Annotated in this window: 23 protein-coding genes; 10 read left to right on the plus strand and 13 right to left on the minus strand. The window is 58.5% G+C overall.

All coding sequences use genetic code 11. The features are described 5' to 3' along the window. Window positions 1–151: 151 nt before the first annotated feature. On the minus strand, window positions 152–1,084 hold the full coding sequence (locus tag ACQZ5Y_RS11755; protein WP_025594031.1) for a DMT family transporter: 933 nt from the start codon (window positions 1,082–1,084) through the stop codon (window positions 152–154). A 196-nt stretch (window positions 1,085–1,280) separates the two neighbouring features. Between ACQZ5Y_RS11755 and gcvA the strand changes: the two genes are divergently transcribed. The 3 genes from gcvA to ACQZ5Y_RS11770 are packed head-to-tail and all read left to right on the plus strand — an operon-like array spanning window position 1,281 to window position 3,373. Further along, the gene (gene gcvA / locus ACQZ5Y_RS11760; RefSeq protein WP_065659198.1) at window positions 1,281–2,183 is read left to right on the plus strand and encodes a transcriptional regulator GcvA; all 903 of its coding nucleotides are present in this window, start codon (window positions 1,281–1,283) and stop codon (window positions 2,181–2,183) included. 43 nt (window positions 2,184–2,226) lie between these two features. Further along, window positions 2,227–2,835 (plus strand): 3'-5' exonuclease, encoded by a 609-nt coding sequence (locus ACQZ5Y_RS11765; RefSeq protein ID WP_019565293.1) that lies wholly within the window; start codon window positions 2,227–2,229, stop codon window positions 2,833–2,835. A 46-nt stretch (window positions 2,836–2,881) separates the two neighbouring features. Further along, a complete protein-coding gene (locus ACQZ5Y_RS11770; RefSeq protein WP_174049751.1) occupies window positions 2,882–3,373 on the plus strand; it encodes a CreA family protein in 492 nt (163 codons plus the stop codon). Between the two features lie 213 nt (window positions 3,374–3,586). On the opposite strand, the gene ACQZ5Y_RS11775 is transcribed toward ACQZ5Y_RS11770, so the two are convergent. Beyond that, window positions 3,587–4,054 (minus strand): chemotaxis protein CheW, encoded by a 468-nt coding sequence (locus ACQZ5Y_RS11775; RefSeq protein ID WP_003513183.1) that lies wholly within the window; start codon window positions 4,052–4,054, stop codon window positions 3,587–3,589. An 85-nt stretch (window positions 4,055–4,139) separates the two neighbouring features. On the opposite strand from ACQZ5Y_RS11775, the gene ACQZ5Y_RS11780 reads away from it, so the two are divergent. From ACQZ5Y_RS11780 to ACQZ5Y_RS11790, 3 genes are all read left to right on the plus strand, one after another. Then, complete coding sequence (locus tag ACQZ5Y_RS11780) at window positions 4,140–4,436, plus strand: hypothetical protein (RefSeq protein WP_236762109.1); 297 nt, start codon at window positions 4,140–4,142, stop codon at window positions 4,434–4,436. Between the two features lie 143 nt (window positions 4,437–4,579). Continuing rightward, on the plus strand, window positions 4,580–5,179 hold the full coding sequence (gene sco / locus ACQZ5Y_RS11785) for a cytochrome oxidase assembly protein Sco (RefSeq protein WP_003513179.1): 600 nt from the start codon (window positions 4,580–4,582) through the stop codon (window positions 5,177–5,179). Window positions 5,180–5,274: 95 nt separating this feature from the next. Further along, window positions 5,275–6,153 (plus strand): 50S ribosomal protein L11 methyltransferase, encoded by an 879-nt coding sequence (locus ACQZ5Y_RS11790; RefSeq protein WP_174049749.1) that lies wholly within the window; start codon window positions 5,275–5,277, stop codon window positions 6,151–6,153. A gap of 150 nt (window positions 6,154–6,303) precedes the next feature. On the opposite strand, the gene ACQZ5Y_RS11795 is transcribed toward ACQZ5Y_RS11790, so the two are convergent. Next, window positions 6,304–6,477 (minus strand): hypothetical protein, encoded by a 174-nt coding sequence (locus ACQZ5Y_RS11795; RefSeq protein ID WP_003513176.1) that lies wholly within the window; start codon window positions 6,475–6,477, stop codon window positions 6,304–6,306. Window positions 6,478–6,814: 337 nt separating this feature from the next. Here ACQZ5Y_RS11795 and ACQZ5Y_RS11800 point away from each other — a divergent pair, with 337 nt between their 5' ends. Then, window positions 6,815–8,656: an aminopeptidase P family protein gene (locus ACQZ5Y_RS11800; RefSeq protein WP_174049747.1), complete on the plus strand. Its 1,842-nt coding sequence runs from the start codon at window positions 6,815–6,817 to the stop codon at window positions 8,654–8,656. On the opposite strand, the gene ACQZ5Y_RS11805 is transcribed toward ACQZ5Y_RS11800, so the two are convergent. Further along, a complete protein-coding gene (locus ACQZ5Y_RS11805) occupies window positions 8,653–8,967 on the minus strand; it encodes an AzlD family protein (protein WP_065659200.1) in 315 nt (104 codons plus the stop codon). The two genes, ACQZ5Y_RS11800 and ACQZ5Y_RS11805, sit on opposite strands and share 4 nt — an antisense overlap. Continuing rightward, complete coding sequence (locus tag ACQZ5Y_RS11810; RefSeq protein WP_065659201.1) at window positions 8,964–9,683, minus strand: AzlC family ABC transporter permease; 720 nt, start codon at window positions 9,681–9,683, stop codon at window positions 8,964–8,966. The genes ACQZ5Y_RS11805 and ACQZ5Y_RS11810 overlap by 4 nt, the downstream gene beginning before the upstream one ends. 180 nt (window positions 9,684–9,863) lie before the next feature. On the opposite strand from ACQZ5Y_RS11810, the gene ACQZ5Y_RS11815 reads away from it, so the two are divergent. Next, on the plus strand, window positions 9,864–10,100 hold the full coding sequence (locus tag ACQZ5Y_RS11815; RefSeq protein ID WP_003513169.1) for a DUF2164 domain-containing protein: 237 nt from the start codon (window positions 9,864–9,866) through the stop codon (window positions 10,098–10,100). 7 nt (window positions 10,101–10,107) lie between these two features. Here ACQZ5Y_RS11815 and pncA read toward each other — a convergent pair whose 3' ends face one another. Beyond that, window positions 10,108–10,734, minus strand: coding sequence for a bifunctional nicotinamidase/pyrazinamidase (pncA, locus tag ACQZ5Y_RS11820; RefSeq protein ID WP_013636493.1), 627 nt, complete (start codon window positions 10,732–10,734; stop codon window positions 10,108–10,110). 455 nt (window positions 10,735–11,189) lie between these two features. On the opposite strand from pncA, the gene ACQZ5Y_RS11825 reads away from it, so the two are divergent. Further along, window positions 11,190–12,476, plus strand: coding sequence for a DUF2778 domain-containing protein (locus ACQZ5Y_RS11825; protein ID WP_174049745.1), 1,287 nt, complete (start codon window positions 11,190–11,192; stop codon window positions 12,474–12,476). A 52-nt stretch (window positions 12,477–12,528) separates the two neighbouring features. On the opposite strand, the gene ACQZ5Y_RS11830 is transcribed toward ACQZ5Y_RS11825, so the two are convergent. From ACQZ5Y_RS11830 to choX, 4 genes are all read right to left on the minus strand, one after another. Continuing rightward, window positions 12,529–12,954 carry a DMT family transporter gene (locus ACQZ5Y_RS11830; RefSeq protein WP_003513163.1) on the minus strand — a complete coding sequence of 142 codons (426 nt, stop codon included), beginning with the start codon at window positions 12,952–12,954 and terminating at the stop codon, window positions 12,529–12,531. Next, on the minus strand, window positions 12,951–13,433 hold the full coding sequence (locus ACQZ5Y_RS11835) for a DMT family transporter (RefSeq protein ID WP_174049743.1): 483 nt from the start codon (window positions 13,431–13,433) through the stop codon (window positions 12,951–12,953). The genes ACQZ5Y_RS11830 and ACQZ5Y_RS11835 overlap by 4 nt, the downstream gene beginning before the upstream one ends. A gap of 110 nt (window positions 13,434–13,543) precedes the next feature. Next, complete coding sequence (locus ACQZ5Y_RS11840) at window positions 13,544–14,374, minus strand: alpha/beta fold hydrolase (RefSeq protein ID WP_038491582.1); 831 nt, start codon at window positions 14,372–14,374, stop codon at window positions 13,544–13,546. Continuing rightward, window positions 14,371–15,309, minus strand: coding sequence for a choline ABC transporter substrate-binding protein (choX, locus tag ACQZ5Y_RS11845; RefSeq protein ID WP_038491579.1), 939 nt, complete (start codon window positions 15,307–15,309; stop codon window positions 14,371–14,373). Before choX ends, ACQZ5Y_RS11840 begins: the two co-directional genes overlap by 4 nt. A 101-nt stretch (window positions 15,310–15,410) precedes the next feature. On the opposite strand from choX, the gene betI reads away from it, so the two are divergent. Next, on the plus strand, window positions 15,411–16,007 hold the full coding sequence (gene betI, locus ACQZ5Y_RS11850; RefSeq protein ID WP_111790711.1) for a choline-binding transcriptional repressor BetI: 597 nt from the start codon (window positions 15,411–15,413) through the stop codon (window positions 16,005–16,007). 163 nt (window positions 16,008–16,170) lie between these two features. On the opposite strand, the gene ACQZ5Y_RS11855 is transcribed toward betI, so the two are convergent. The 3 genes from ACQZ5Y_RS11855 to ACQZ5Y_RS11865 form a co-directional block, all read right to left on the minus strand. Continuing rightward, complete coding sequence (locus tag ACQZ5Y_RS11855) at window positions 16,171–16,983, minus strand: glycosyltransferase family 25 protein (RefSeq protein WP_145166704.1); 813 nt, start codon at window positions 16,981–16,983, stop codon at window positions 16,171–16,173. Between the two features lie 103 nt (window positions 16,984–17,086). After that, window positions 17,087–19,561, minus strand: a complete 2,475-nt coding sequence (locus ACQZ5Y_RS11860) for an ATP-dependent helicase (protein ID WP_025594016.1) — start codon at window positions 19,559–19,561, stop codon at window positions 17,087–17,089. Between the two features lie 102 nt (window positions 19,562–19,663). After that, on the minus strand, window positions 19,664–20,074 hold the full coding sequence (locus ACQZ5Y_RS11865) for a carboxymuconolactone decarboxylase family protein (RefSeq protein ID WP_112290531.1): 411 nt from the start codon (window positions 20,072–20,074) through the stop codon (window positions 19,664–19,666). Window positions 20,075–20,211: the final 137 nt, after the last annotated feature.

Below are 20,211 nucleotides of genomic sequence, written 5' to 3' on the forward strand. Positions count from 1 at the left end.
CACCCCTGCTCTTATCGGCAGGGGTGGATGTTGATCGCTCAGTGCGCGGACATGCCTTTCCCTGCCGGTTGACCGGTCATCGTCATATGGCGGGTGGTCGTCGTTTTGATAGCGATCATGATGGCGAGAATGCTTTTACGAACTGTCACTGTCAAGCGGGTGCCTTGCGTAGGAAATCTCTTAGTTTTGCCGGCAGCCTGCCGTCAATCGCGGCAAGGCCGGCGGCAATCATCGCCATTCCAGCGAAGTGCTTAATTTCCAGCTGTTCTCCGAGAATGAGCGAACCGAGAAGGATGGCGCTGACGGGAATGAGGAAGGTGACGAGCGCGAGATTGGTGGCGCCGGCAGTTGCAAGGATGCGAAAGAAGATGAGGTAGGCCAGGGCCGTGGACAAGAGCGCGATACCGATGAGTGCGCCCCAGGTGCCGAGGCTCGGCATGGCAAGCGTCCAAGGCTTGTCAATGAGGAGCGCGGCGGGGATCAGCATCAGTGTCGAGGACGATATCTGGCCGGTGGCGGTCATCAGTGGCGGCACGCCCATGGCCTTGAAGCGGCGGCCGAATATGCCCGCGAAAGAATAGGAGATAGCTGCGCCGAGAATGGCAATCTGACCCCAGAGGCCGGAGATCGCACCGCCAAAGGCTGCCGGGCCGATCATCGTCGCCACGCCGGCAAAACCGATGAGAACACCCGCCAGCTTGTTGCCCGTCATCTTCTCGTCGGCTGTGAGGAAATGGGCGACGATGACGGTAAAGAGCGGCGTCGTCGCATTGAGGATCGAGGCTAACCCGCTGGCAATATGGGTCTGGCCCCAGACGATCAGGCAGAAGGGAATGATGTTGTTGAGCAGGCCCATGCCGAAAAAGGCGCGCCATACGGCCCATTGCCGTGGCAGATGAAGGCCCATGATGCGGCAGACGATCAGCAGTGCCGTGGCAGCGAGGCTGACACGCAGCGTGACGATGGTGACCGGCGGCAGTTCCTTGACGGCAATGCCGATGAAAAAGAACGATCCGCCCCACAGCAGCGAGAGCGCCACAAGCATCCCCCATTCGCTGGCATCCATCTGTTTTTGTATTGCCACTTTGTATCTCCCACCGCTGGAAAATTGAAATAGTCACAGAGAACGCCACGTTCAGCCACCCGATATCGGTTGAGTTTATCTCAATCAGTCGTCTGGCAATCTTGGTTCCGTCTGCGCCCGTTGCATCTATTTACTCCTCATATTATGCTGTTTTCAAACGATAGTTTCTCGTCGGATAATTGAGCTCAGCTAAACCATGGTTGCAGAACTCCCTTCCTTGAAAGGATTGCAGGCCTTTGAGGCTGCGGCGCGCTATCGCAGTGTCACGCTTGCCTCCAACGAGTTGAACGTCACCCCCGGCGCGGTCAGCCTGCAAATCCGGGAGCTGGAAGCCCGCCTTGGCGTGCAGCTGTTTGTCCGCAAGCCGCGCAGCATCCAGCTGACGAGGGAAGGGGAGCGGTATTACGGTTCCCTTCGCACCGCATTCCGGATGATGCGCGAGGCGACGGCGGAACTGACGGCGCGATCAGAGATTACGGTCTTGACGTTAAGCTGCACGCCAACTTTTGCGGTGCAATGGCTGATGCCGAGATTGCCCGGCTTTCAGCAACAACATCCGCAAGTGGATGTTCGTATCAGCGTGACGAACCGGCTGGTGGATTTCTCAAGGGACGATGTCGATCTGGCCGTGCGTCACGGTTTTGGTCGCTATGAAGGGTTGGAAAGCATCCGATTCATAGACGACAGCACCTTGCCGGTCTGCTCACCACAACTTTTTGAAAAATATGGCCCGCTTCGGGTGGCCGGTGATCTGAAATGCGTGCCGCTTCTGCACGATGAAAACCGCAACGAGTGGCGGCGCTGGCTGGAAACGGCGGGGGCTACAGAGGTCGATGCTTCCGGGGGCATCGTGTTCATCGACAGCAACGGCGCGCTGGATGCGGCCAAGGCCGGGCATGGTGTTGCGCTGACGCGGCGATCGCTTGTTTCCCGCGAACTTGCCGAGGGAGCGCTGATAGCTCCCTTCGGCACGGACATTGCCAGCACGCTTGCCTATTTCCTGGTTTATCCACGGCGCATGCTTGATAATCCCGATCTTGTGAGGCTGCTTGACTGGATGCTTGCGGAAGCGGGGTATACCGAAGCCGGTTCTCTTTGACGCCAATCCGGTCTATGCCGGAATGAAACAACGGGAATCACTCTTGAAAACCATCGCCATTGATTTCGAGACCGCCAATGAGGAACGGGGTAGCGCCTGCTCCATCGGGCTTGCGTGGATAGAAGACGGTGAGATCGTTCGCGTCGAGGAACGGCTCATCCGGCCGAAGGACATGCGGTTCTCGCCCTTCAATATTGCCGTGCACGGTATTCGCCCTGCCGATGTAGAGGATGCGCCGGAATTCCCTGATGTGATGGAAGAATTCATCGACGATTTCCACGGCGCCACGATGATTGCCCACAATGCCGCCTTCGATTTCAGCGTCATGCGGGCTTCCTTCGATAAATACCGGCAGTCCTATCCTGATCTTTCCTATCTGTGCAGCGTCAAGATTGCCCGCCATGTCTGGCCGCAGCTGGCGTCGCACAAGCTGAATGTGATTGCCAATCACCTTCAGTTGCGTTTCGTGCACCACAACGCCGCCGAAGATGCTGTCGTCTGCGCTGCGGCATCGATTGCGGCGGCCAGGGCGTTGCGCGTTGACCATATCCGCGACCTGCCGGAAAAGATCGGCATGGTTGCCGGCCGTCTCACTTCCACGGGCTATCAGCCGTGCAGCATGAAAAAACGTGTTGTCTCGCGGGTTGCGTAACCGTTCCCGGCACTTATGTTTGAAGTAGCATAACGGAGAACATGCGATGACGATGAAAACGCTCTCGGGTTTGTTTGCAGGCTTTCTGGTGTTGTTTCCGGTGACGGTTGCGCATTCGGAGGTCGTCGGTAAGGTCGGTGTCGATTGGATCGGCAACGATATCGTCATCGAGGCTATTGCCGATCCCAAGATCAAGGGCGTGACCTGCCATGTCACTTATTTCGATCGTGGCGTCATCGACCGGCTGAAGAATGGCAATTGGTTTGAGGACCCTTCCAACAACGCCATTTCGTGCAGCCAGACGGGTCCGGTCGAAATCGGTGATATCGATCTGTCGAAGGGCGGCGAAGAGGTGTTCCGGCAGGGCATGTCGCTGGTGTGGAAGAAGCTGGTCGTCAGTCGCGTTTACGACATGGCGAATGACACGCTGATCTATCTGGTCCATGCGCGCGAGCTGAAGGATGGCTCGGCCAAGATGGCGATTTCGACGGTGCCGCTCTATAACCAGCAGGTGACGTGGGAAAAGGGCAAGCCTTGAGGCTTTGCCCTTGGCACTGCTGACACCATAATTCACCCGCGACGTCATCCTTGGGCCTGTCCCGAGGATCCAGTCACGTATCGTAAAATCGATAGGTTGTAGATGCTCGGGACAGGCCCGAGCATGACGGAGGAGAGGTTTCCGACCCTGCCGTGCCCCTCAGGGCAAGCTGTGGAACCTGCGCGTTATATTATCAAAACCTCACCGGCTCTATTAAGCCGCTTCGCGCGCCAGCTCGTCGGCAATCACGGTGTCGAGGTTGAGGAAGCACACCATGCTCTTTTCCAGCGCCACGATGCCGCGGCAGAAGTTGCGCTGTTCTTCGGGAATGATGTCGGGCGCCGGCTGCAGGTCTTCGGAGCGGATGGTCATCATGTCGGAGACTTGTTCTACCAGAAGTCCGACCAGCTTGCCGCCGATATCGGTGACGATGATGGCGGAGCGCTCGGAAGGTTCGGTCATTTTCATGCCGAGGCGGCCTGCCATGTCGATGACGGGGATGACGGCGCCGCGCAGGTTGATGAGGCCGAGAACATAAGGCGGCGTGTGCGGCATCGGGGTAACCGGCGCCCAGCCTCGGATTTCGCGGATCGCCATGATGTCGATGCAGAATTCCTGACCGCCGAGATGGAAGGAAACGATTTCGAGATATGCGCCGGATTGCTTGATGGCGTTGGACATGACGGCAGGTTTCCTCTGGCGGCTCTTAGGCAGGCCCATGCATGATTGAGCTTTATGCGGTGGCCGGAATGGACCGGGAGACATCATGTCGGAACTTAAAAACCGCTATGGCCATATTGCACAGCAAGATTTTAAACTTTCCCTAACAATTGGCGGTGCCGCGCTCGCAAAACCCAGTATTTTGGCGGTTTTCGTGCCGGTGCAAACAGGTTATAACAGACGCATGAACGCACTCGTTGCCAATCCGCTGAAGTTTATTCTTGCAAGCCTTGCGGTAGCGGCCTCGCTTGCCGTCGTGCTTCTTGCCTTTGATGGCTGGGTGCGACACGGCACGGATATTTTCCTCTCCGCCGTGCAAAGCGGCATCGCCTGGTGTCTGTAATCTGCCGTCCCGTCCCGGCTTTGTGACAAATCAGCGCGGTTTACGCAAATACGCCCAGTTGATTTGCCGTCGCCACCGCTGTTCGTTATCAGACGATGGAGGCCCACGTCATGCGGCCGGCCTTCGGGGGTAGGATTAGGACAATGAGAAATATTCGCATCGTATTGTGGGCCGTGGTGGTCGTTCTTGTCGGCGTCGTCAGCTGGTTGACGCTCGAAATGACGAAGACCCGTGAGGAAATGGTGGAAACGGCCTATGGCGTGCCGTTCGAACTCACGGCGCAGAACGGTCAGCCGATCACCGAAAAGGCGTTTCAGGGCAAGCCCACAGCGCTCTTTTTCGGTTTCACCCATTGCCCGGAAGTCTGCCCAACGACGTTGTTCGAGCTGAACGGCTGGATGGAGAAGGTAGACCCAGCCGGCGACAAGCTGCAGGCCTATTTCGTATCCGTAGACCCCGAGCGCGATACGCCTGAGCTCATGCAGCAATATGTCTCCAACGTCTCGAAACGGATCACCGGCATCACCGGTCCGGCCGACAAGATTGCCGAAACGCTGAAAGGCTATCGCATCTATGCCAAGAAGGTGCCGGTCGATGACAAGGATCCGAATGGTGACTACACCATGGATCACACGGCTTCCGTCATCCTGCTTGACGCCAATGGTCGTTTTTCCGGCACCATCGCCTATGGCGAGAACCCCGATGTTGCCGAGCAGAAGCTCCAGAATCTGCTGAAGGGGTGAACGAGACGGCATAATTGTGCCTGGCTTATTGGACTGGCGGAGGTTTTGTGGCAAATGCAAGCCTTAAGAACCTTAGCTAGAGAAAGCAGCCTGCCGTGAGCGAAATCCGACTTTACGTCACCACGACCGAAATCAAGGCCGGTGAAATCCTCGATCTCATGTCGGACTATTTCGGCGAGGAGGATGTCGCGATCGCCACCACCGAGGTGGATGAGAAACGCGACATCTGGGAAGCTTCGGTTTACCTGATGGCCGAGCATGAAGACGAATTCCGCGAGCGCATCGACACCTTGCTGGCTCCCGCCTTTCCCGGCCTCGCCATCGAAAAGGAGATCGTTCCCGACATCGACTGGATCGCCAAGTCGCTCGAGGGGCTGAAACCGGTACGGGCAGGGCGCTTCATCGTTCACGGCGCGCATGATCGCGATAAGATCAAGCCCAACGATCTGGCCATCGAGATCGAGGCCGGTCAGGCTTTCGGCACCGGCCATCATGGCACGACAGCGGGCTGCCTTGAGATGATCGAGGATGTTCTGCGGGCGCGGACCGTGCGCAATGCGCTCGATCTCGGCACCGGCAGCGGTGTATTGGCAATTGCCGTGCGCAAGATGCGCCATATTCCGGTACTCGCAACGGACATTGACCCCATCGCGGTGCGCGTGGCCAGAGAGAATGTGCGGCTGAACGGCATCGTCTCCGGGCTGGCACTTGAAACCGCTCCGGGTTTCCACTCCGACGCTTTCCGCAAATACGGCCCGTTCGATCTCATCATCGCCAATATTCTGGCGCGGCCGCTCATCAAGATGGCGCCGCAGCTTGTCACGCATCTGGCGCCCGGCGGCACCGTCATCCTGTCGGGAATTCTCGCATCGCAGCGCTGGAAGGTGCTTGCGGCCTATAATGGCGCGCGGCTCTCCCACGTCCGCACCATCTGGCGCAGTGGCTGGGTCACGCTGCATCTGCGCAAGGACTGACGCTTTAGCAGCATCCGTTTCCGGACAAAGAAAAGGCGGCGCTTTCGCGCCGCCTGAAAACCCGCGAGCATATTGGAGGAGAATCGCTCAAGCGGGTCGACGTATTCCTGTTCCTGCGCGGTGGAGGGAGGATCGCCGCGCCCGAAGTGATCAGAATACGTAGCTGGACTTTGCGGTGCGGCGAAGTTCGGCGCGGTTCATGCCGAGCGCTTCGAGCGACTTGTCGTCGAGGTTGAGCAGGGCTGCGTTGACATGACGGCTGACCTGACGCTCGCGTGCTTCAATGACGCGATCGAAAGCGGTGCGGAGGAAAGATTTTGCCATTGCTTCAAATCCTTGTTTGCCAGGAGAGTGTGTCTCTCGCTGTGTTGGCTTGAAGATAAGCGATGTGTTTTTGTTTGGTTAGGGGTCTTGCTTCAAGGTAGATATGCGTTTTTCGCATGTCTGCGGCTTTTCAATATTACTTATTTTGGGAAAATTGCTCAATTTAGCGGCGTCTTGTCTCAGCCTTTGGGGTAAATGGCAGCGCGCGTGCCTGTCGTAATGGTTGATGGCACATATGGCTTGAAACCGGGTTTGCCGGCATGGCATTGTCGTTGCGCGCCAATGATTTGACGGCGTTACCGACCGCTTTCCTCATGACAGTTCCCGAAAGATGCCCATGTTCCAGACCTTCGAAAACAAATCCGCGCCGCAATTCGGCAAGGCCCGCGTCGAGGCGCTGCGTGCCAGTTTCGACGCCCTTGGTATCGATGGTTTCCTGGTGCCGCGTGCCGATGAATATCAGGGCGAATATGTACCTGAATCATCTGAGCGTCTGTCATGGCTGACCGGATTTACCGGCTCTGCCGGCATTGCGCTGGTAACGCGCGCAGAGGCGGTGGTGTTTGTCGATGGTCGCTATACCACGCAGTTGAAGTCGCAGGTCGATCAATCGGTGTTCAGCGGTGGTGATCTGGTCGGTGCCCCGCCTTCCGTCTGGTTGTCGGAGCACGGGGCTGCGGGCTTTCGGCTCGGGATCGATCCATGGCTGCATACCGGCGCTGAATTGAAGCGGCTGGAAAAGGCGCTTGCGGGGAAGGGCGGTTCCGTCGTCCTGCTCGAAAACAACCCGCTCGATGCGCTGTGGCGCGACCGCCCGTCAGAACCGTTGGAGCCCGTCGTCATTCAGCCGGAAGCCTTCACCGGCAAGCTGGCGAAGGAAAAGATCGCCTCGCTGGCAGAGACGGTGTCTGCCAAGGGAGCCGATGCCCTGCTGGTGACAGATCCGTCTTCCATTGCCTGGATTTTCAATATTCGCGGCAACGATGTGCCGCACACGCCGCATCCGCTTGCCCGCGCCATTATCTATGCGGATGGCAAGGCCGATATTTTTCTCGACAAACGCAAGACTGGTATCGAGGCCGAGGCCTATCTGGCACAGCTGGCGACGCAATTGCCGCCATCGAATATCGCCGATCGTCTGCACGCCATTGCCAGCGCCAAGGGCCGCGTCATAGTGGACGCCGATCTGACGCCTGTGGCGCTGACAGGGGCGATTACGGCGGCGGGTGGCACCTTGATCGAGGAGGCCGATCCCGTCCGCTTGCCGCGCGCGTGCAAGAACGCGGCGGAGCTTGCCGGCTCGGCAGCGGCACATGTGCAGGACGGCGCGGCTATGGTTGAATATCTGTGCTGGCTGGATCGTCAGCAACCGGGCAGCGTTACCGAAATCGCGGCCGTGAAGGCGCTGGAGGCTGCGCGCGCCAAAGTGGGGCAGTCTCTCCAGAATCCTCTGAAGGACGTGTCTTTCGATACGATTTCGGGCGCTGGCGAACATGCCGCCATCATCCACTATCGCGTCACCACCGATACGGACCGGACACTTGGCGATGGTGAGATGTTCCTCGTCGATTCCGGCGCGCAATATGTCAACGGCACCACTGACATCACCCGCACCGTGGCAATCGGCAATGTCCCGGAAGATCAGCGGCGTTTCTTCACGCTGGTGCTGAAGGGCGTGATCGCCATCAGCGACGCACGGTTTCCCAAGGGAACGCGTGGTTGCGATCTCGATCCCCTGGCGCGTATCGCGCTGTGGAAGGCCGGTGCGGATTATGCTCATGGCACCGGCCACGGCGTCGGCTCCTATCTTTCGGTGCATGAGGGGCCGCAGCGTATTTCTCGGCTTTCGACGCAGGAACTTCTGCCGGGCATGATTCTGTCGAATGAGCCCGGTTATTACCGCCCCGGCGCTTTTGGCATCCGCATCGAAAACCTGATCTATGTGCGCGAGGCGGCGGAAGTCGCGGGCGGCGATCAGCCGATGTTGTCCTTCGAGACCCTGACCTGGTGCCCTATCGATCGCAGGCTGGTCGTCACGGCACTTTTGACCGACGACGAACTGGACTGGCTGAATGCCTATCACGCCGGCGTTCTGGAAAAGCTCTCGCCTTTGATCGCGGATGAAGAGGTGAAGGTGTGGCTTGTTGCGGCCACGCAGCCTCTGGAGCGGAGCGCTTAAAGGATAGAAAAGTGCCTGATGGCGACGACGATGGCCCAGCCAATGGCCAGCATCGTCAGGCCGGGGAAACGCAGGCAGACCAGAAGAGCGGCCACCATGGCGATCTTCACCTCGTATCCGCCTTCAAAAAAGGCGGGTGCGACAAGGGTTGTCAAAACCGCCACGGGAACGGCGTTCAATCCCGCCTCCATGCGCGGCGGGATGGATTTCATCCGCGTCATCAGAACATAACCGCCGATGCGGGTAAGATAGGTGGCGACGGTGGCGAGCGCGATCAGGATCATCGTGTCGGCGTGCAGCAGATCGCTCATCGCGTTTCCACCTTGCTTTCAGAATTGGCCTCGCCGGTTGGTTTCGGCGGATAGACGACTGCAACGAGAATGCCGGCAAGCGCGCCGAGGCTGACATGCCAGGGCGAGCCGACGATGTGATAGGCAACAGTTGCGCCAAGAGCGCTTGCCAGCATCACCGGGTAAAAATTCTCCCGCTGGCGGAAGCTCAAAACCATGCCCATGAAATAGATCGGCAACAGCACATCAAGGCCGATGGCTTTCGGGTCGCCGACGAGATTGCCTAGCGATGCGCCGACAATGGTCATCACCAGCCACAGAATATAGATCGGCGAGGCGAAGCCCATGTACCAGGCGAAACCGACCACGCCGGTGTTTTCGTATTTCCTGACCGACTCGGCGAATTGTGGATCCACCAGCACGAAGAACCCGATGGCCTTTTGCAGGAAAGTCCAGTTGGTTATCATCCTAGCAATGGCGGCCGAATAGAGAATATGGCGAAAATTGACGGCAAACACCGATAGAACGATCAGCCAGGGGGCTACTTTCTGGCCGAATAATTCGATGCCGACCAGCTGGCTGGCACCGGCATAGACGGTGCCGCTCATGATCGTCGCTTCGGCGACGCTCAGCCCGTTATCGACCGCGACCGCGCCGAACAGCGCGCCAAAGGGAGCGGCGGAAAGGGCGATCGGAAAGCCGCTTTTGAGGCCTTCGCGGAAATCTGCATTGGACATTGTTCAGGAACTCCTTGCCCGCCGCTCTATCGCCGTCCCGGCCGGCTGGCAAACAAATTGCATGAATGGATCGATTGATTCCCTTGAAGCTTCCGTTACGGTAACGCCGATACGCGACGTCGGACGGAAGGCCTCACCCGGTTTTGCTCCCCGCCCAAACGATTGAATAATGGAGGATCAATGCTGGAGAAGCAGGACAGGGCCGTGCTGGCCGCGCGTGTTCGGGAGTATCTGGCCCGGGAGACCGAAACCGAGATCGGCTTGCTGCAGGCGGAAATCTTCGTCGACTTTCTGGCCGAAGAAGTCGGATATGTCTTCTACAATCAGGGGCTCAAGGATGCGCATGCCGCGATCCTGCGGCGTCTGGAGGATGCGGCAGGCGATATCGACGTGCTGGAGAAGCCGAGGCTGCGATGACCGGCCCTCAGTCGCGCAAAATGTCGCGGCTTTTGAGGATGGTGGCGCCTTTTTCCCGCATGGCCGCAATCGACGCCTGTATACCTTGGGGATCGATGCCGCGGCTGGCATCCTCGATGAAACGGACCTTGACGCCAGGCAGCATGTCGAGGGCATCGAGCACCGAGAAACTGACGCAATAATCGGTGGCGAGCCCGCATATGTCGAGCTGGGTTACGCCTTGGCGCGTCAGATAATCGGCAAGACCTGTCGTTGCCCCCTGATCATTGTCGCGAAAGGCGGAATAGCTGTCGACGGCGGGATTTTCACCTTTCTGCTGGATATAGTCGAAAGCCTCCGTCTTGAGGTCGGGATGGAATTCCGCATCCGGCGTGCCCTGCACGCAATGGTCCGGCCACATCATCTGCGGTTTGCCGGAGAGTTCACCCATATCGAACGGCTTCTTGCCGACATGCTGCGAGGCAAAGCTGCCGTGATTTTCCGGGTGCCAATCCTGCGAGGCGACGATCAGATCGTAACCGCCATTGTCGATCAGGGCATTGGCGACGGGCACGATCCGGTCGCCATCGGCGACAGCCAGATTGCCGCCCGGACAAAAGCCGTTCTGGATATCGATGAGCAGCAGCGCCTTCATGATTTGCCTCCCTTATTTCCGGCAGGATGCCAAGCCGGCAGCAACGGATCAAGTGCCCTTACCAGCTTTGTATGTGCTTGACGGCTGATGGCATAGATTGGCTCCGTCGCAGTCCTGCCGCATTTACAGCAAATTTCCGGCAAAGTCGGAATTTACCTGACGATGCGGCGACGTAAACTTTAAAGGCCGATGACGCCCTGCGGGGCATTTTCCGGGAAAAGGCGATGCAGATGCATGCCCAGCCCGCGCAAGTCATTGTTTTGCCTTCGCCCGATAATGCGCAGACCTTAACGAATTATTTTTGCAGGGACTCGTAAACACTTTGGTTACCATAATTCGTCATGCTTCGAACCAGTCAGTTCCGAAATCGGCCGGGTGTCCACCCGCTGTTCGGATGCCCCAAAATCCCTCCGGCTTTGCCCGGGTGTGCGTGAACGGTTCGAGTAACGAGTATCATGGCGTATTCTGCTGCGGCTTATAATGGCGCCGGTCTTGCCGGTTCGTCTTGCCTCAAGAGAGGCAAATCCTTTTCTCTTGGCCGAATGTCCGCTCTGCTTGGCGGTGGTGCCTTCGCCGGTCTGTTCGCCTTCACTGCCTTCGCCTCGCTTCACACGATGGCGGCCGCATCGCATGGTGTCGGGCAATTTGAGAAGACGCTGGTGGCGAGGCTGGAGTCTGGCGAGGCTGCGATTTCCGGCGCAGCCGCACGCGATATCCACGTCCGCAAATTTTCCCGTCTGAGCGACCACAGCCATGGCCCGCAGAAGGCGGTTCGCCTTGCCGGCATCATGCCCGAAATTGGCGAGAAGGAGTTCCGCGAGCGTTTTGGCGCGGCTGCGAACGCGAAGGGGCAGGCGACAGTCAAGGAACTTGCAACGCTGCGGCCCTCCGCCATCGTCGATTCGGCGCTTGGACGCACCACAGAGGTCGCCTATCAGAGCGCCGCATCGCAACATCCGGCATTTGAAGTGGCATTAGGGCGCCCGCAGATCGAGGAAGAGGCGAGCAGCCTCCTTCCGGACGACGTCCCTTTGCCAAGCTTCCGGCCCGAGGTTGCGGCTGCCGAAACGGTGGAGCCATCACCCCGCCCCGCCGTTCTAGCGAAGACCGATGAACACCCGGCAGCCGTTGCTTCCGCACCTGCTTTCGATGCGCCGGTGCCTGCGCGTGCACCCCAGCAGCCGCGGCAGGGCACGGCCGGCATGCTCGCCTTTGCAAAACCTGATAATCCGGTGCGCGAGCCGAGCAAGATGGATGCGGTTCCGTGGCCGGATCGCGGCAACGGCACGGCGATCTACGATATTTCCTCCGGCCTGGTTCATATGCCGAACGGCGAGAAGCTCGAGGCACATTCTGGCATCGGCAAGATGCGCGACAACCCCGACTATGTTCATGTGAGAATGCGCGGCTCGACGCCGCCCTCCAGCTATCGTCTGACGATGCGCGAGGCGCGGTTCCATGGCGTCGAAGCAATCCGTCTGACGCCGGAAAATGGCGTCAATCCGCATGGCCGCGACGGTCTTCTCGCCCACACCTACATGCTGGCGAAACGTGGTGAATCGAATGGCTGCGTTGTGTTCCGCGATTACTCCCGGTTCCTTGCGGCCTTCAAACGTGGCGAAGTCAAACGCATGGTCGTGGTGCCGAAGCTGAATGGTGGTCGCCCGACGCTCGCAAGCAGCGGTGGCAAGAGTGGCGGCAAGACCCTGCTCAGCATGTTCTCACGCGACAGCGATACCTGATTTACGCTTTCCCGGACGTAAAACCGCTGCACATTTTTACCGAAGAAATGCCCTAGCGGCCGCGTCGCTGGGTCAGCACCATGCCGGCGAGAATCAGCAGAATGCCGAGTGCGCTCGCCCAGAGTTTCGGCGGCTGATCGCTGAAAAAGTCGAGCACGACGCTTGAGACCATCTGGCCGCTGATGACGAGAAGTGCGGTATTGACCGCGCCGATGCGGGGGATGAGCCAGCTTCCCGAAGCGATGAAGACAACACCGATGGGGCCACCGATAAAGGCAAGCCACGGCGCGTCGGCCGCGCCCGGCGGAATGAGGCCACCGACGATGAGGCCGATGACGGTCAATACCCCGAAACCGACGATATGGTTCCAGAACGAGGCGATCAGCGGTGAGTTCGACAGGCTGAGGCGACCGTTGACCTGACGGCTCAGCGCCACAAAGACGCCGCCGGTAAACGCCATGGCTATCCAGACGATCATGCCGTTCTCCCGACAAGGATAATAAGTGCGCTGCCACAGAGAATCAGTGCCACCGCCGCCATGTCACGCAAATCCGGCCGCCGTTTGGGCAGGCCAAACAGGCCGAAGAAATCGGCCAGAAGGCTGAAGATCACCTGTCCGCCCAACCCGAGCGCGATGGTGCCGGAGAGGGCAAGCGGCGAATTGACGGCGGTGGAGGTGAGGATGACGATGGCCGCACCAATCACCCCACCGCAATAGGCCCAGAGCGGCGCCTTCGGTTTGTTCAGCGAACCCGCCTCCGTCTTCGGGCGCATGATCGCGAGATAGATCAGCGCCGCCACCGTGCCGGTGCCGTGTGCAGTCCAGGAGGAGAAAAGTGCGTTACCGTAGTGCGCAAGCTGGCCGTTGAAATGCACCATCAATGTCAGAAGACAGCCGCTTGCGAAGGCGGCGGCAAGGTGCAACGGGTTCAGGCGGGGAAGGGTCGTTTCTGTCATGGCCAGCCAAAATATGATTATTCAGCGAAGCGTTACAACATCGGCACCTGAATCGAAATCGATTTGTCAGTTGTTTCCAGAAACATGTGCAACCAGCGCAATCTACCTTCTTACTTAGCGCAGTCTGACATAACATCCGCGAAAAAATCGGCGATCAGCGTGGATACGCCCTTCGGGTTTTCCCAATGCGGATTGTGGCCATGCCCATCGAGCGTAACGGTTTGAGCCTCGGGAAAGGCGGCGGCCAATTTTCGACGATGCGACGCGCCGAAAAGGGGGTCTTCGAAACCGGCGAGGCACAGTACCGGTTTTTTTATTCTGGACGCGCTGTGATGCAGGTTTGTATCCGCAAAGCGCTCAACGACGCCATGCCAGATGGCAGCCGGCATGTTGGCGGCATCCTGTTTCATTTTCGACAAAAAATCATCGTCGACTGGCTGACTGCACGAATACCAGCCGCGCAGAAAGCCGCTATTGGGTCCGATCGGGTCCCGAAGTGCGAGAATATCTCTGGTCAACTGGCTTTCCGCGCCAAAATCCGGCTCAAGCGTTGCCGAGATGAGGGCAAGAGCCCGGATCGTGTCGCCTCGCCGGGCGGCAAGTTCGATAGTGGTCATCGCACCCATGGAGTGGCCGAGCAGAAACAGCCGTGAAATACCCAGGAGCGTTAGAAACCGATCGACCGTTTCGGCGAAATCAGCGACATGCAGGCTCTGTCCCGCCGAGGAAACCCCGTGTCCGGGCAGGTCAGGGACGATGAGCCTGTATTCGCTGAAAAAAGGCTCAAGCATGGAGAAGCTGCGGCTGGTGTCCGAAAAACCATGCAGCATCAGCAGGACTGGGCCCGGACCGCCGGTGTCGATGAAAGCCAGCTGGCGACCGCGGGGCAATTCTACATACTGCTTCCGCTTCTCCCAATCATCCTGCAATATTGCCGTCACAGGCCGATCCCCGCCTTTACGGCAGTGAGACCATCCTGCCCGTCGAACGTCGATACGCCCTTCAGCCAAGCGTCCAGTCGTTGCGGCTCATCCTTGATCGCCTGCTTTGCCGCGTCTTCCGGGGACATTCCACCGTTCATGATATAGTCCATGCCCTTGTTCTCGTACTCCACGTCGAATGCGAGATTATCGAGCAGCTTCGCCACATTCGGGCATTCCTGTAGGTAGCCTTTGCGTACCTGCGTATCGACTGTGGCAGCGCCGAAGTCGGGCCCGTAAAATTTATCGCCGCCCGTCAGGTACTTGATGTCGAATTTGCTGTTCATCGGGTGCGGCGCCCACCCCTGGAACACAATGAAGGACTTGTTGCGGGCGAAACGGGTTACCTGCGAAAGCATGCCCTGTTCGCTGGACTCGACCACTTCCCAATTGTGCAGTCCCAGTGCCGGATCGTTGACGGCATCCAGCATCAACTGGTTGGAGCCCGGTTCGATGCCGTAGAGCTTGCTGTCGAACTTGTCCGCGAATTTTTGCAGGTCGGAGAAATCCCTGACGCCGGCATCCCAAACATAGGTCGGAACCGCGAAAGTGTATTTGGCGCCCACCAGATTGGTTCGGACTTTTTCGACCGATCCGTCTTCCTTGTAAGGCTTGTAGTAGTTCACCATTGCCGGGTTCCAATAGCCCAGAAAGACGTCGAGATCCTTGCTCTTCAGGCTCGTGTAGATGACGTCGATCCCGAGAAGCTGGCTTTGCGGCTCATATCCCAGTGATTTCAACAGCGACATGGCGATGCCGGTGGTGAAAGCAAGATCGTTCCAGCCGGGTTCGGCCAGTCGCACAACCTTGCAAGTTTCAGCATCCGATGCGAGCGCGGAAGTGCCGACGGTTGTCAAAACCATCGCGGCCGAAAAAACACCTGCCCATTTTTTCATTGTTCCACCTTTTTTGTCTATTGGGTCATTAGATTGACCGGTGGGACAATAATTGATCTTTACGGAAAATTTGTCAATATTGCTCACGCAAGGAGACAAAGATGCGACTGACCAAGATAAGCGATATTCGCCGGGCGGAGCTGAGGCGGGCTGCATTCGAAGTTCTTCAGCGTGAGGGAATGGCGGGTGCCACGCTTGAAAGGGTGGCGGCACAGGCAGGCGCCTCGAAAGGCATCGTGCTGCATTATTTCGCCAACAAGCAGGAACTATTCGAGCACGCGATGCGCGAAGCCAATGTGAAGCTGAAGGAGGCCGTGGTGGCGCGCCTCAATCGGGCGGTCAGTCCGCGTGAGCGGCTCGATGCGATTATCGAGGCGAATTTCGACGAGAGCTTCTTTCAGCCCTCGATCTGCCACGCCTGGCTGTCGCTTTGCGCCGAGGTTCCGCGCGAGCCGCAGCTCGCCAGGATCCAGAAGGTGATCCATGCGCGGATGCGCTCCAATCTTTTGTCGGCTTTGGTGCATCTCGTGCCGAGGCAAGACTGCGCAACTGTCGCGCTTGGGATCACTTCGCTTATCGACGGCCTCTGGTTGCGCTCAGGATTGCAGTCCGGTGGTTTGACGCGCGACGAGGCAATGGAGCAGATGCGGGATTACCTGTCTCACAGGTTACCGCAGGCAAAAGCTGACAATCCGTAGGGAACCAGTACGCGCGCTTCGCATTATTCCACCATGAAGAAAACGACGCGCAAACCCTTGAACCGGATGACGATTTTCGTCATTTCGATTTTCACTCTCGCAGCTGTGATCGCGGCGGTCTATCTGGTTGGGTTCACGCCCGGCGAAGTGTAAGCCAGCGCAGTCAATTGCCGGTGGGAACGGTCTTGCCCTTGCGGCGCTCCAGCGCAACGGTCAGCTTGGCAACGGCAAACCGGAGGCTGCGCATGAGGAAACGGCTGGTTTCCAGAAAAGTGCGGTAGGGCAGCACGGTGAAGTAGCGCCAGCGGGGCAGACGGTATATCCGCAGATTGTTCTGGATCTGGCTTTCCCCGTCCGCATCCTGCGTGGCGCAGAGTGGGTAAATGAAGGCTGCCTTCAGGCCGGCGAGATATTCCAGGTCGAAGGCAATATCGTAGGCAAGCCGCATGGGGATCAGCTTCGAGATCCATTTGCCGGCACGGCGGTTGACGAGATATGCGCCCGAACCCTTTTCCCGCGTCAACGCAATTGCGAGTGAGCGTCCGCTAACGAGCTTGCGGAACGGAAACTTGCGACCGTTGCTGACCGTGGTCAGCCGAAGCAGATCCCAGTCGCTCCCGTTCACTATCGCCTCGTCGATCGCTTCCAGGAAATCCTTTTCGAAGACGACATCGTCTTCAAGAATGAGCGCGATATCGGCATCGCTGCCCATGAACCTGTTGGCACAGGCGACATGGCTGAGATAGCAGCCGATTTCCGGCGGCGAGGTGCGGCGGCCATGCATGAGCATGTAGGAAAGCTCGCTGAATTCCGGGATAGGATAATTCAGTTCACGGCCATTGACGCCCGGGACCCGCTCTGCCTTCAGCCCGATGGCGTCGAGGCGTGCGTTCATGTCCTCGAGGCGCTTGGTGGCGCTGTCCATATTGATCAGGAAAACGGCAAGCTTGCGCCCGCTTTTCGGTAAAATATGCAAAGCAGTCCTCGCCCGGTTTCTGCACCCTGTTGCAACTCCTTTATTGCAACGGCGTGACGGGGGCTATGGAAAAAACTGCATTCGCACACTCATAGTTGTCGAATCAAACCTTTTCCACAAATCCATCCAGCACACGCTTTTGTCCGGCGCGGTCAAAATCGATGGTCAGTTTGTTACCCTCGATGGCGGAGATGTTGCCATTGCCGAATTTGATATGGAAAACGCGGTCTCCGACCACGAATTTCGACGGTGTGTCGGCAACCGATTTGGCCACCAGTTCGCCGTCGATCGTGCGGGCGCGGGGGCCGCTTTCGCCATAACCAATCCTCTCGACCGCATGGCCGGAGCGTGTGCCCCAGTTATCGCGGGTCGCGTCGGACTTGTTGGCCTGGGCACGTTTCCAGCCGGGGGTGGAGTAGTTGTTGGCGAAGGGCTCCGCCTTGTCGAAACGGGACTGGCCATAACCGCCGCGTCCGCCGTAACCACCGTAATTGCTGTCGGATGCCGCGACATCCACGTGCGCTGGCGGCAGTTCATCGAGAAAACGCGAGGGCAGGGTGGATTGCCACAGACCATGGATACGCCGGTTCGATACGAACCAGATATGGCATAGCTTCTTGGCGCGGGTGATGCCGACGTAGGCTAGACGACGTTCTTCCTCCAGACCGGAGCGGCCGCCTTCGTCCAGCGCCCGCTGGTGCGGGAACAGACCTTCTTCCCAACCGGGAAGGAAAACGGTGTCGAATTCCAGCCCCTTGGCGGAATGCAGCGTCATGATGGAGACGGCATCGAGATTTTCGTTCTGCTCGGCATCCATGACGAGCGCGACATGCTCGAGGAAACCGCGGAGGCTCTCGAAGGCCTCCATCGAGCGGATGAGTTCCTTCAGGTTTTCCAGCCGACCGGGCGCTTCCGCCGTCTTGTCGGCCTGCCACATGGCAGTATAGCCGCTTTCGTCCAGGATCTGCTCGGCAAGCGTGGTGTGTTCGGTGTTTTCCAGAAGCCCCTGCCAGCGGCGGAAATCCTGCACCACGTCGAACAGCGCCTTGCGCGCCTTCGGTTTCAGCTCGTCGGTCTCGATGATGTCGGTCGCTGCCGCCAGCATCGGAATGTCGCGGGCGCGGGCGTAATCATGCAGATTGCGGATGGTCGTGTCGCCTAGGCCGCGCTTGGGGGTGTTGACGATGCGCTCGAAGGCCAGATCGTCGGCCGGCTGGCAGACAAGGCGGAAATAGGCCATGGCATCGCGGATTTCGAGACGCTCGTAGAAGCGCGGACCGCCGATGACGCGGTAATTGAGGCCAAGCGTGACGAAACGGTCTTCGAACTCGCGCATCTGGAAGGAGGCGCGAACGAGAATGGCCATGTCGTTCAGCTTGTGGTTCTTGCGCTGAAGCTGCTCGATTTCTTCACCGACGGCGCGGGCTTCCTCTTCGGAATCCCAGGCCGCATGCACCACGACCTTCTCATCGTCGGGGCTGCTGCGCTCGGTGAACAGGGTCTTGCCGAGACGCCCTTCATTATGGGCGATCAGATGGCCGGCGGTGCCTAGAATATGCTCGGTGGAGCGGTAGTTACGCTCCAGCTTGATGACCTTGGCACCGGGAAAATCCTTGTCGAAGCGCAGGATGTTGTCCACTTCGGCGCCGCGCCAGCCATAGATCGACTGGTCATCGTCGCCGACGCAGCAGACGTTTTGCGGCTCGCCTTTGGGGCGCTGGGCAAGAAGCCTGAGCCACATATATTGCGCCGTATTGGTGTCCTGATACTCGTCCACCAGAATGTAGCGGAATTTCTGGTGGTACTCCTTCAGAATATCGGGATTGCGGCGGAAGATGCTGATGGGGTGCAGCAGAAGATCGCCGAAATCGCAGGCGTTCAGCGTTTTCAGTCGGTTCTGATAGGCCGTGTAAAGTTCGCGGCCCTTGCCATTGGCAAAGGCACGGGAATCGCCCTCGGGAATATCCGGCGGTGTCAGTCCCTTGTTCTTCCAGCCGTCAATCATGCCGGCGAATTGTTTGGCCGGCCAGCGCTTGTCATCAAGACCTTCGGCCTGGATAAGCTGTTTGATCAGCCGCACCACATCGTCGGTGTCGAGAATGGTGAAATCAGACTTCAGGCCGATGAGTTCGGCATGGCGACGCAAGAGCTTGACACCGATGGAGTGGAAGGTGCCGAGCCAGGGCATGCCCTCAACCGCGCCGCCGACCAGAACGCCAATACGTTCCTTCATCTCGCGGGCGGCCTTGTTGGTGAAGGTCACGGCCAGAATCTGGCTGGGATAGGCGCGTCCGGTCGCCAGAATATGGGCGATGCGGGTGGTCAGAACGCGGGTCTTGCCGGTGCCGGCGCCCGCAAGCACCAGAACAGCGCCGTCCAGTGTCTCCACGGCCTCGCGCTGCTCCGGGTTGAGGCCGGAAAGATAGTCGGGCGTGGGCCGGGCCTGATCGCGTGCCGCCATGGCGCGCGCGGCAATGCCAAGCCCGCCGGCGTTGCCTGCATCGGCATTGTTCGTCGCCTTGCGCGGCGCCTCAGGTTCTTCGTCGAAGAACGGCATATCGTCAAAACTGTTGCTCATGCGGCCCAATGTAGTGATTCGGGATATAAAGGCTAGAACCGTGTTCTGCTTTTATTCCGGTATCATCCGTCAAAACGCCTATTCCAAGACGTTTTTTTCGTCTCAGGCCCGCCTGTCGGCATCAAAAGCCGCGTCCACCGGCAATTGCAGCGCCACGGCCAGTTGGTTGGTCTTGGCGGCAAGGGCGATGACGCGCATGAGATCGGCATGCTGTTCGCCCGTCATGCCCTTGGCTTTTGCAGCCGCGGTATGGGAGTGGGCGCAGTAGGAGCAGCCATTGGTGACGGAAACGGCGATATAAAGCATTTCCTTCACCAGCGGATCGAGCGCTGAAGGTGTGGCCATCACCGCCTTGACCTCGGCCCAGGTCTTTTCCAGAAGATCGGGGTCGAAGGCGAGGTAGAGCCACATATTGTTGATGAAATCCGATTTCCGCGTTGTGCGGATATCGTCGAACACAGCCTTGACGCGCGGGTTGGCTTCGGCATTTTCGGCTTTCGTTACGGTGCTCATGCATTCCTCCGGTCATGGCTATTTCAGCTGCAGATTACCGGATTGGTGAATGTTTGCGACAGAAATGGCCGTCAGTGCGCTTTCGACGACAATTCATCACAAATTACAATTATGTAAGGAACGGATTTGTGCGTTGC

The sequence above is a fragment of the Agrobacterium sp. A3-95 genome (genome assembly GCF_053521785.1).

Excerpts from the sequence above, each read along its gene's own strand:
- gcvA (WP_065659198.1), top strand. The coding sequence starts at position 1,281 with ATGGTTGCAGAACTCCCTTCCTTGAAAGGATTGCAGGCCTTTGAGGCT.
- ACQZ5Y_RS11770 (WP_174049751.1), top strand. The coding sequence starts at position 2,882 with ATGACGATGAAAACGCTCTCGGGTTTGTTTGCAGGCTTTCTGGTGTTG.
- ACQZ5Y_RS11775 (WP_003513183.1), bottom strand. The coding sequence starts at position 4,054 with ATGTCCAACGCCATCAAGCAATCCGGCGCATATCTCGAAATCGTTTCC.
- ACQZ5Y_RS11780 (WP_236762109.1), top strand. The coding sequence starts at position 4,140 with ATGTCGGAACTTAAAAACCGCTATGGCCATATTGCACAGCAAGATTTT.
- sco (WP_003513179.1), top strand. The coding sequence starts at position 4,580 with ATGAGAAATATTCGCATCGTATTGTGGGCCGTGGTGGTCGTTCTTGTC.
- ACQZ5Y_RS11795 (WP_003513176.1), bottom strand. The coding sequence starts at position 6,477 with ATGGCAAAATCTTTCCTCCGCACCGCTTTCGATCGCGTCATTGAAGCA.
- ACQZ5Y_RS11800 (WP_174049747.1), top strand. The coding sequence starts at position 6,815 with ATGTTCCAGACCTTCGAAAACAAATCCGCGCCGCAATTCGGCAAGGCC.
- ACQZ5Y_RS11805 (WP_065659200.1), bottom strand. The coding sequence starts at position 8,967 with ATGAGCGATCTGCTGCACGCCGACACGATGATCCTGATCGCGCTCGCC.
- ACQZ5Y_RS11810 (WP_065659201.1), bottom strand. The coding sequence starts at position 9,683 with ATGTCCAATGCAGATTTCCGCGAAGGCCTCAAAAGCGGCTTTCCGATC.
- ACQZ5Y_RS11815 (WP_003513169.1), top strand. The coding sequence starts at position 9,864 with ATGCTGGAGAAGCAGGACAGGGCCGTGCTGGCCGCGCGTGTTCGGGAG.
- pncA (WP_013636493.1), bottom strand. The coding sequence starts at position 10,734 with ATGAAGGCGCTGCTGCTCATCGATATCCAGAACGGCTTTTGTCCGGGC.
- ACQZ5Y_RS11825 (WP_174049745.1), top strand. The coding sequence starts at position 11,190 with ATGGCGTATTCTGCTGCGGCTTATAATGGCGCCGGTCTTGCCGGTTCG.
- ACQZ5Y_RS11830 (WP_003513163.1), bottom strand. The coding sequence starts at position 12,954 with ATGATCGTCTGGATAGCCATGGCGTTTACCGGCGGCGTCTTTGTGGCG.
- ACQZ5Y_RS11835 (WP_174049743.1), bottom strand. The coding sequence starts at position 13,433 with ATGACAGAAACGACCCTTCCCCGCCTGAACCCGTTGCACCTTGCCGCC.
- choX (WP_038491579.1), bottom strand. The coding sequence starts at position 15,309 with ATGAAAAAATGGGCAGGTGTTTTTTCGGCCGCGATGGTTTTGACAACC.
- betI (WP_111790711.1), top strand. The coding sequence starts at position 15,411 with ATGCGACTGACCAAGATAAGCGATATTCGCCGGGCGGAGCTGAGGCGG.
- ACQZ5Y_RS11860 (WP_025594016.1), bottom strand. The coding sequence starts at position 19,561 with ATGAGCAACAGTTTTGACGATATGCCGTTCTTCGACGAAGAACCTGAG.
- ACQZ5Y_RS11865 (WP_112290531.1), bottom strand. The coding sequence starts at position 20,074 with ATGAGCACCGTAACGAAAGCCGAAAATGCCGAAGCCAACCCGCGCGTC.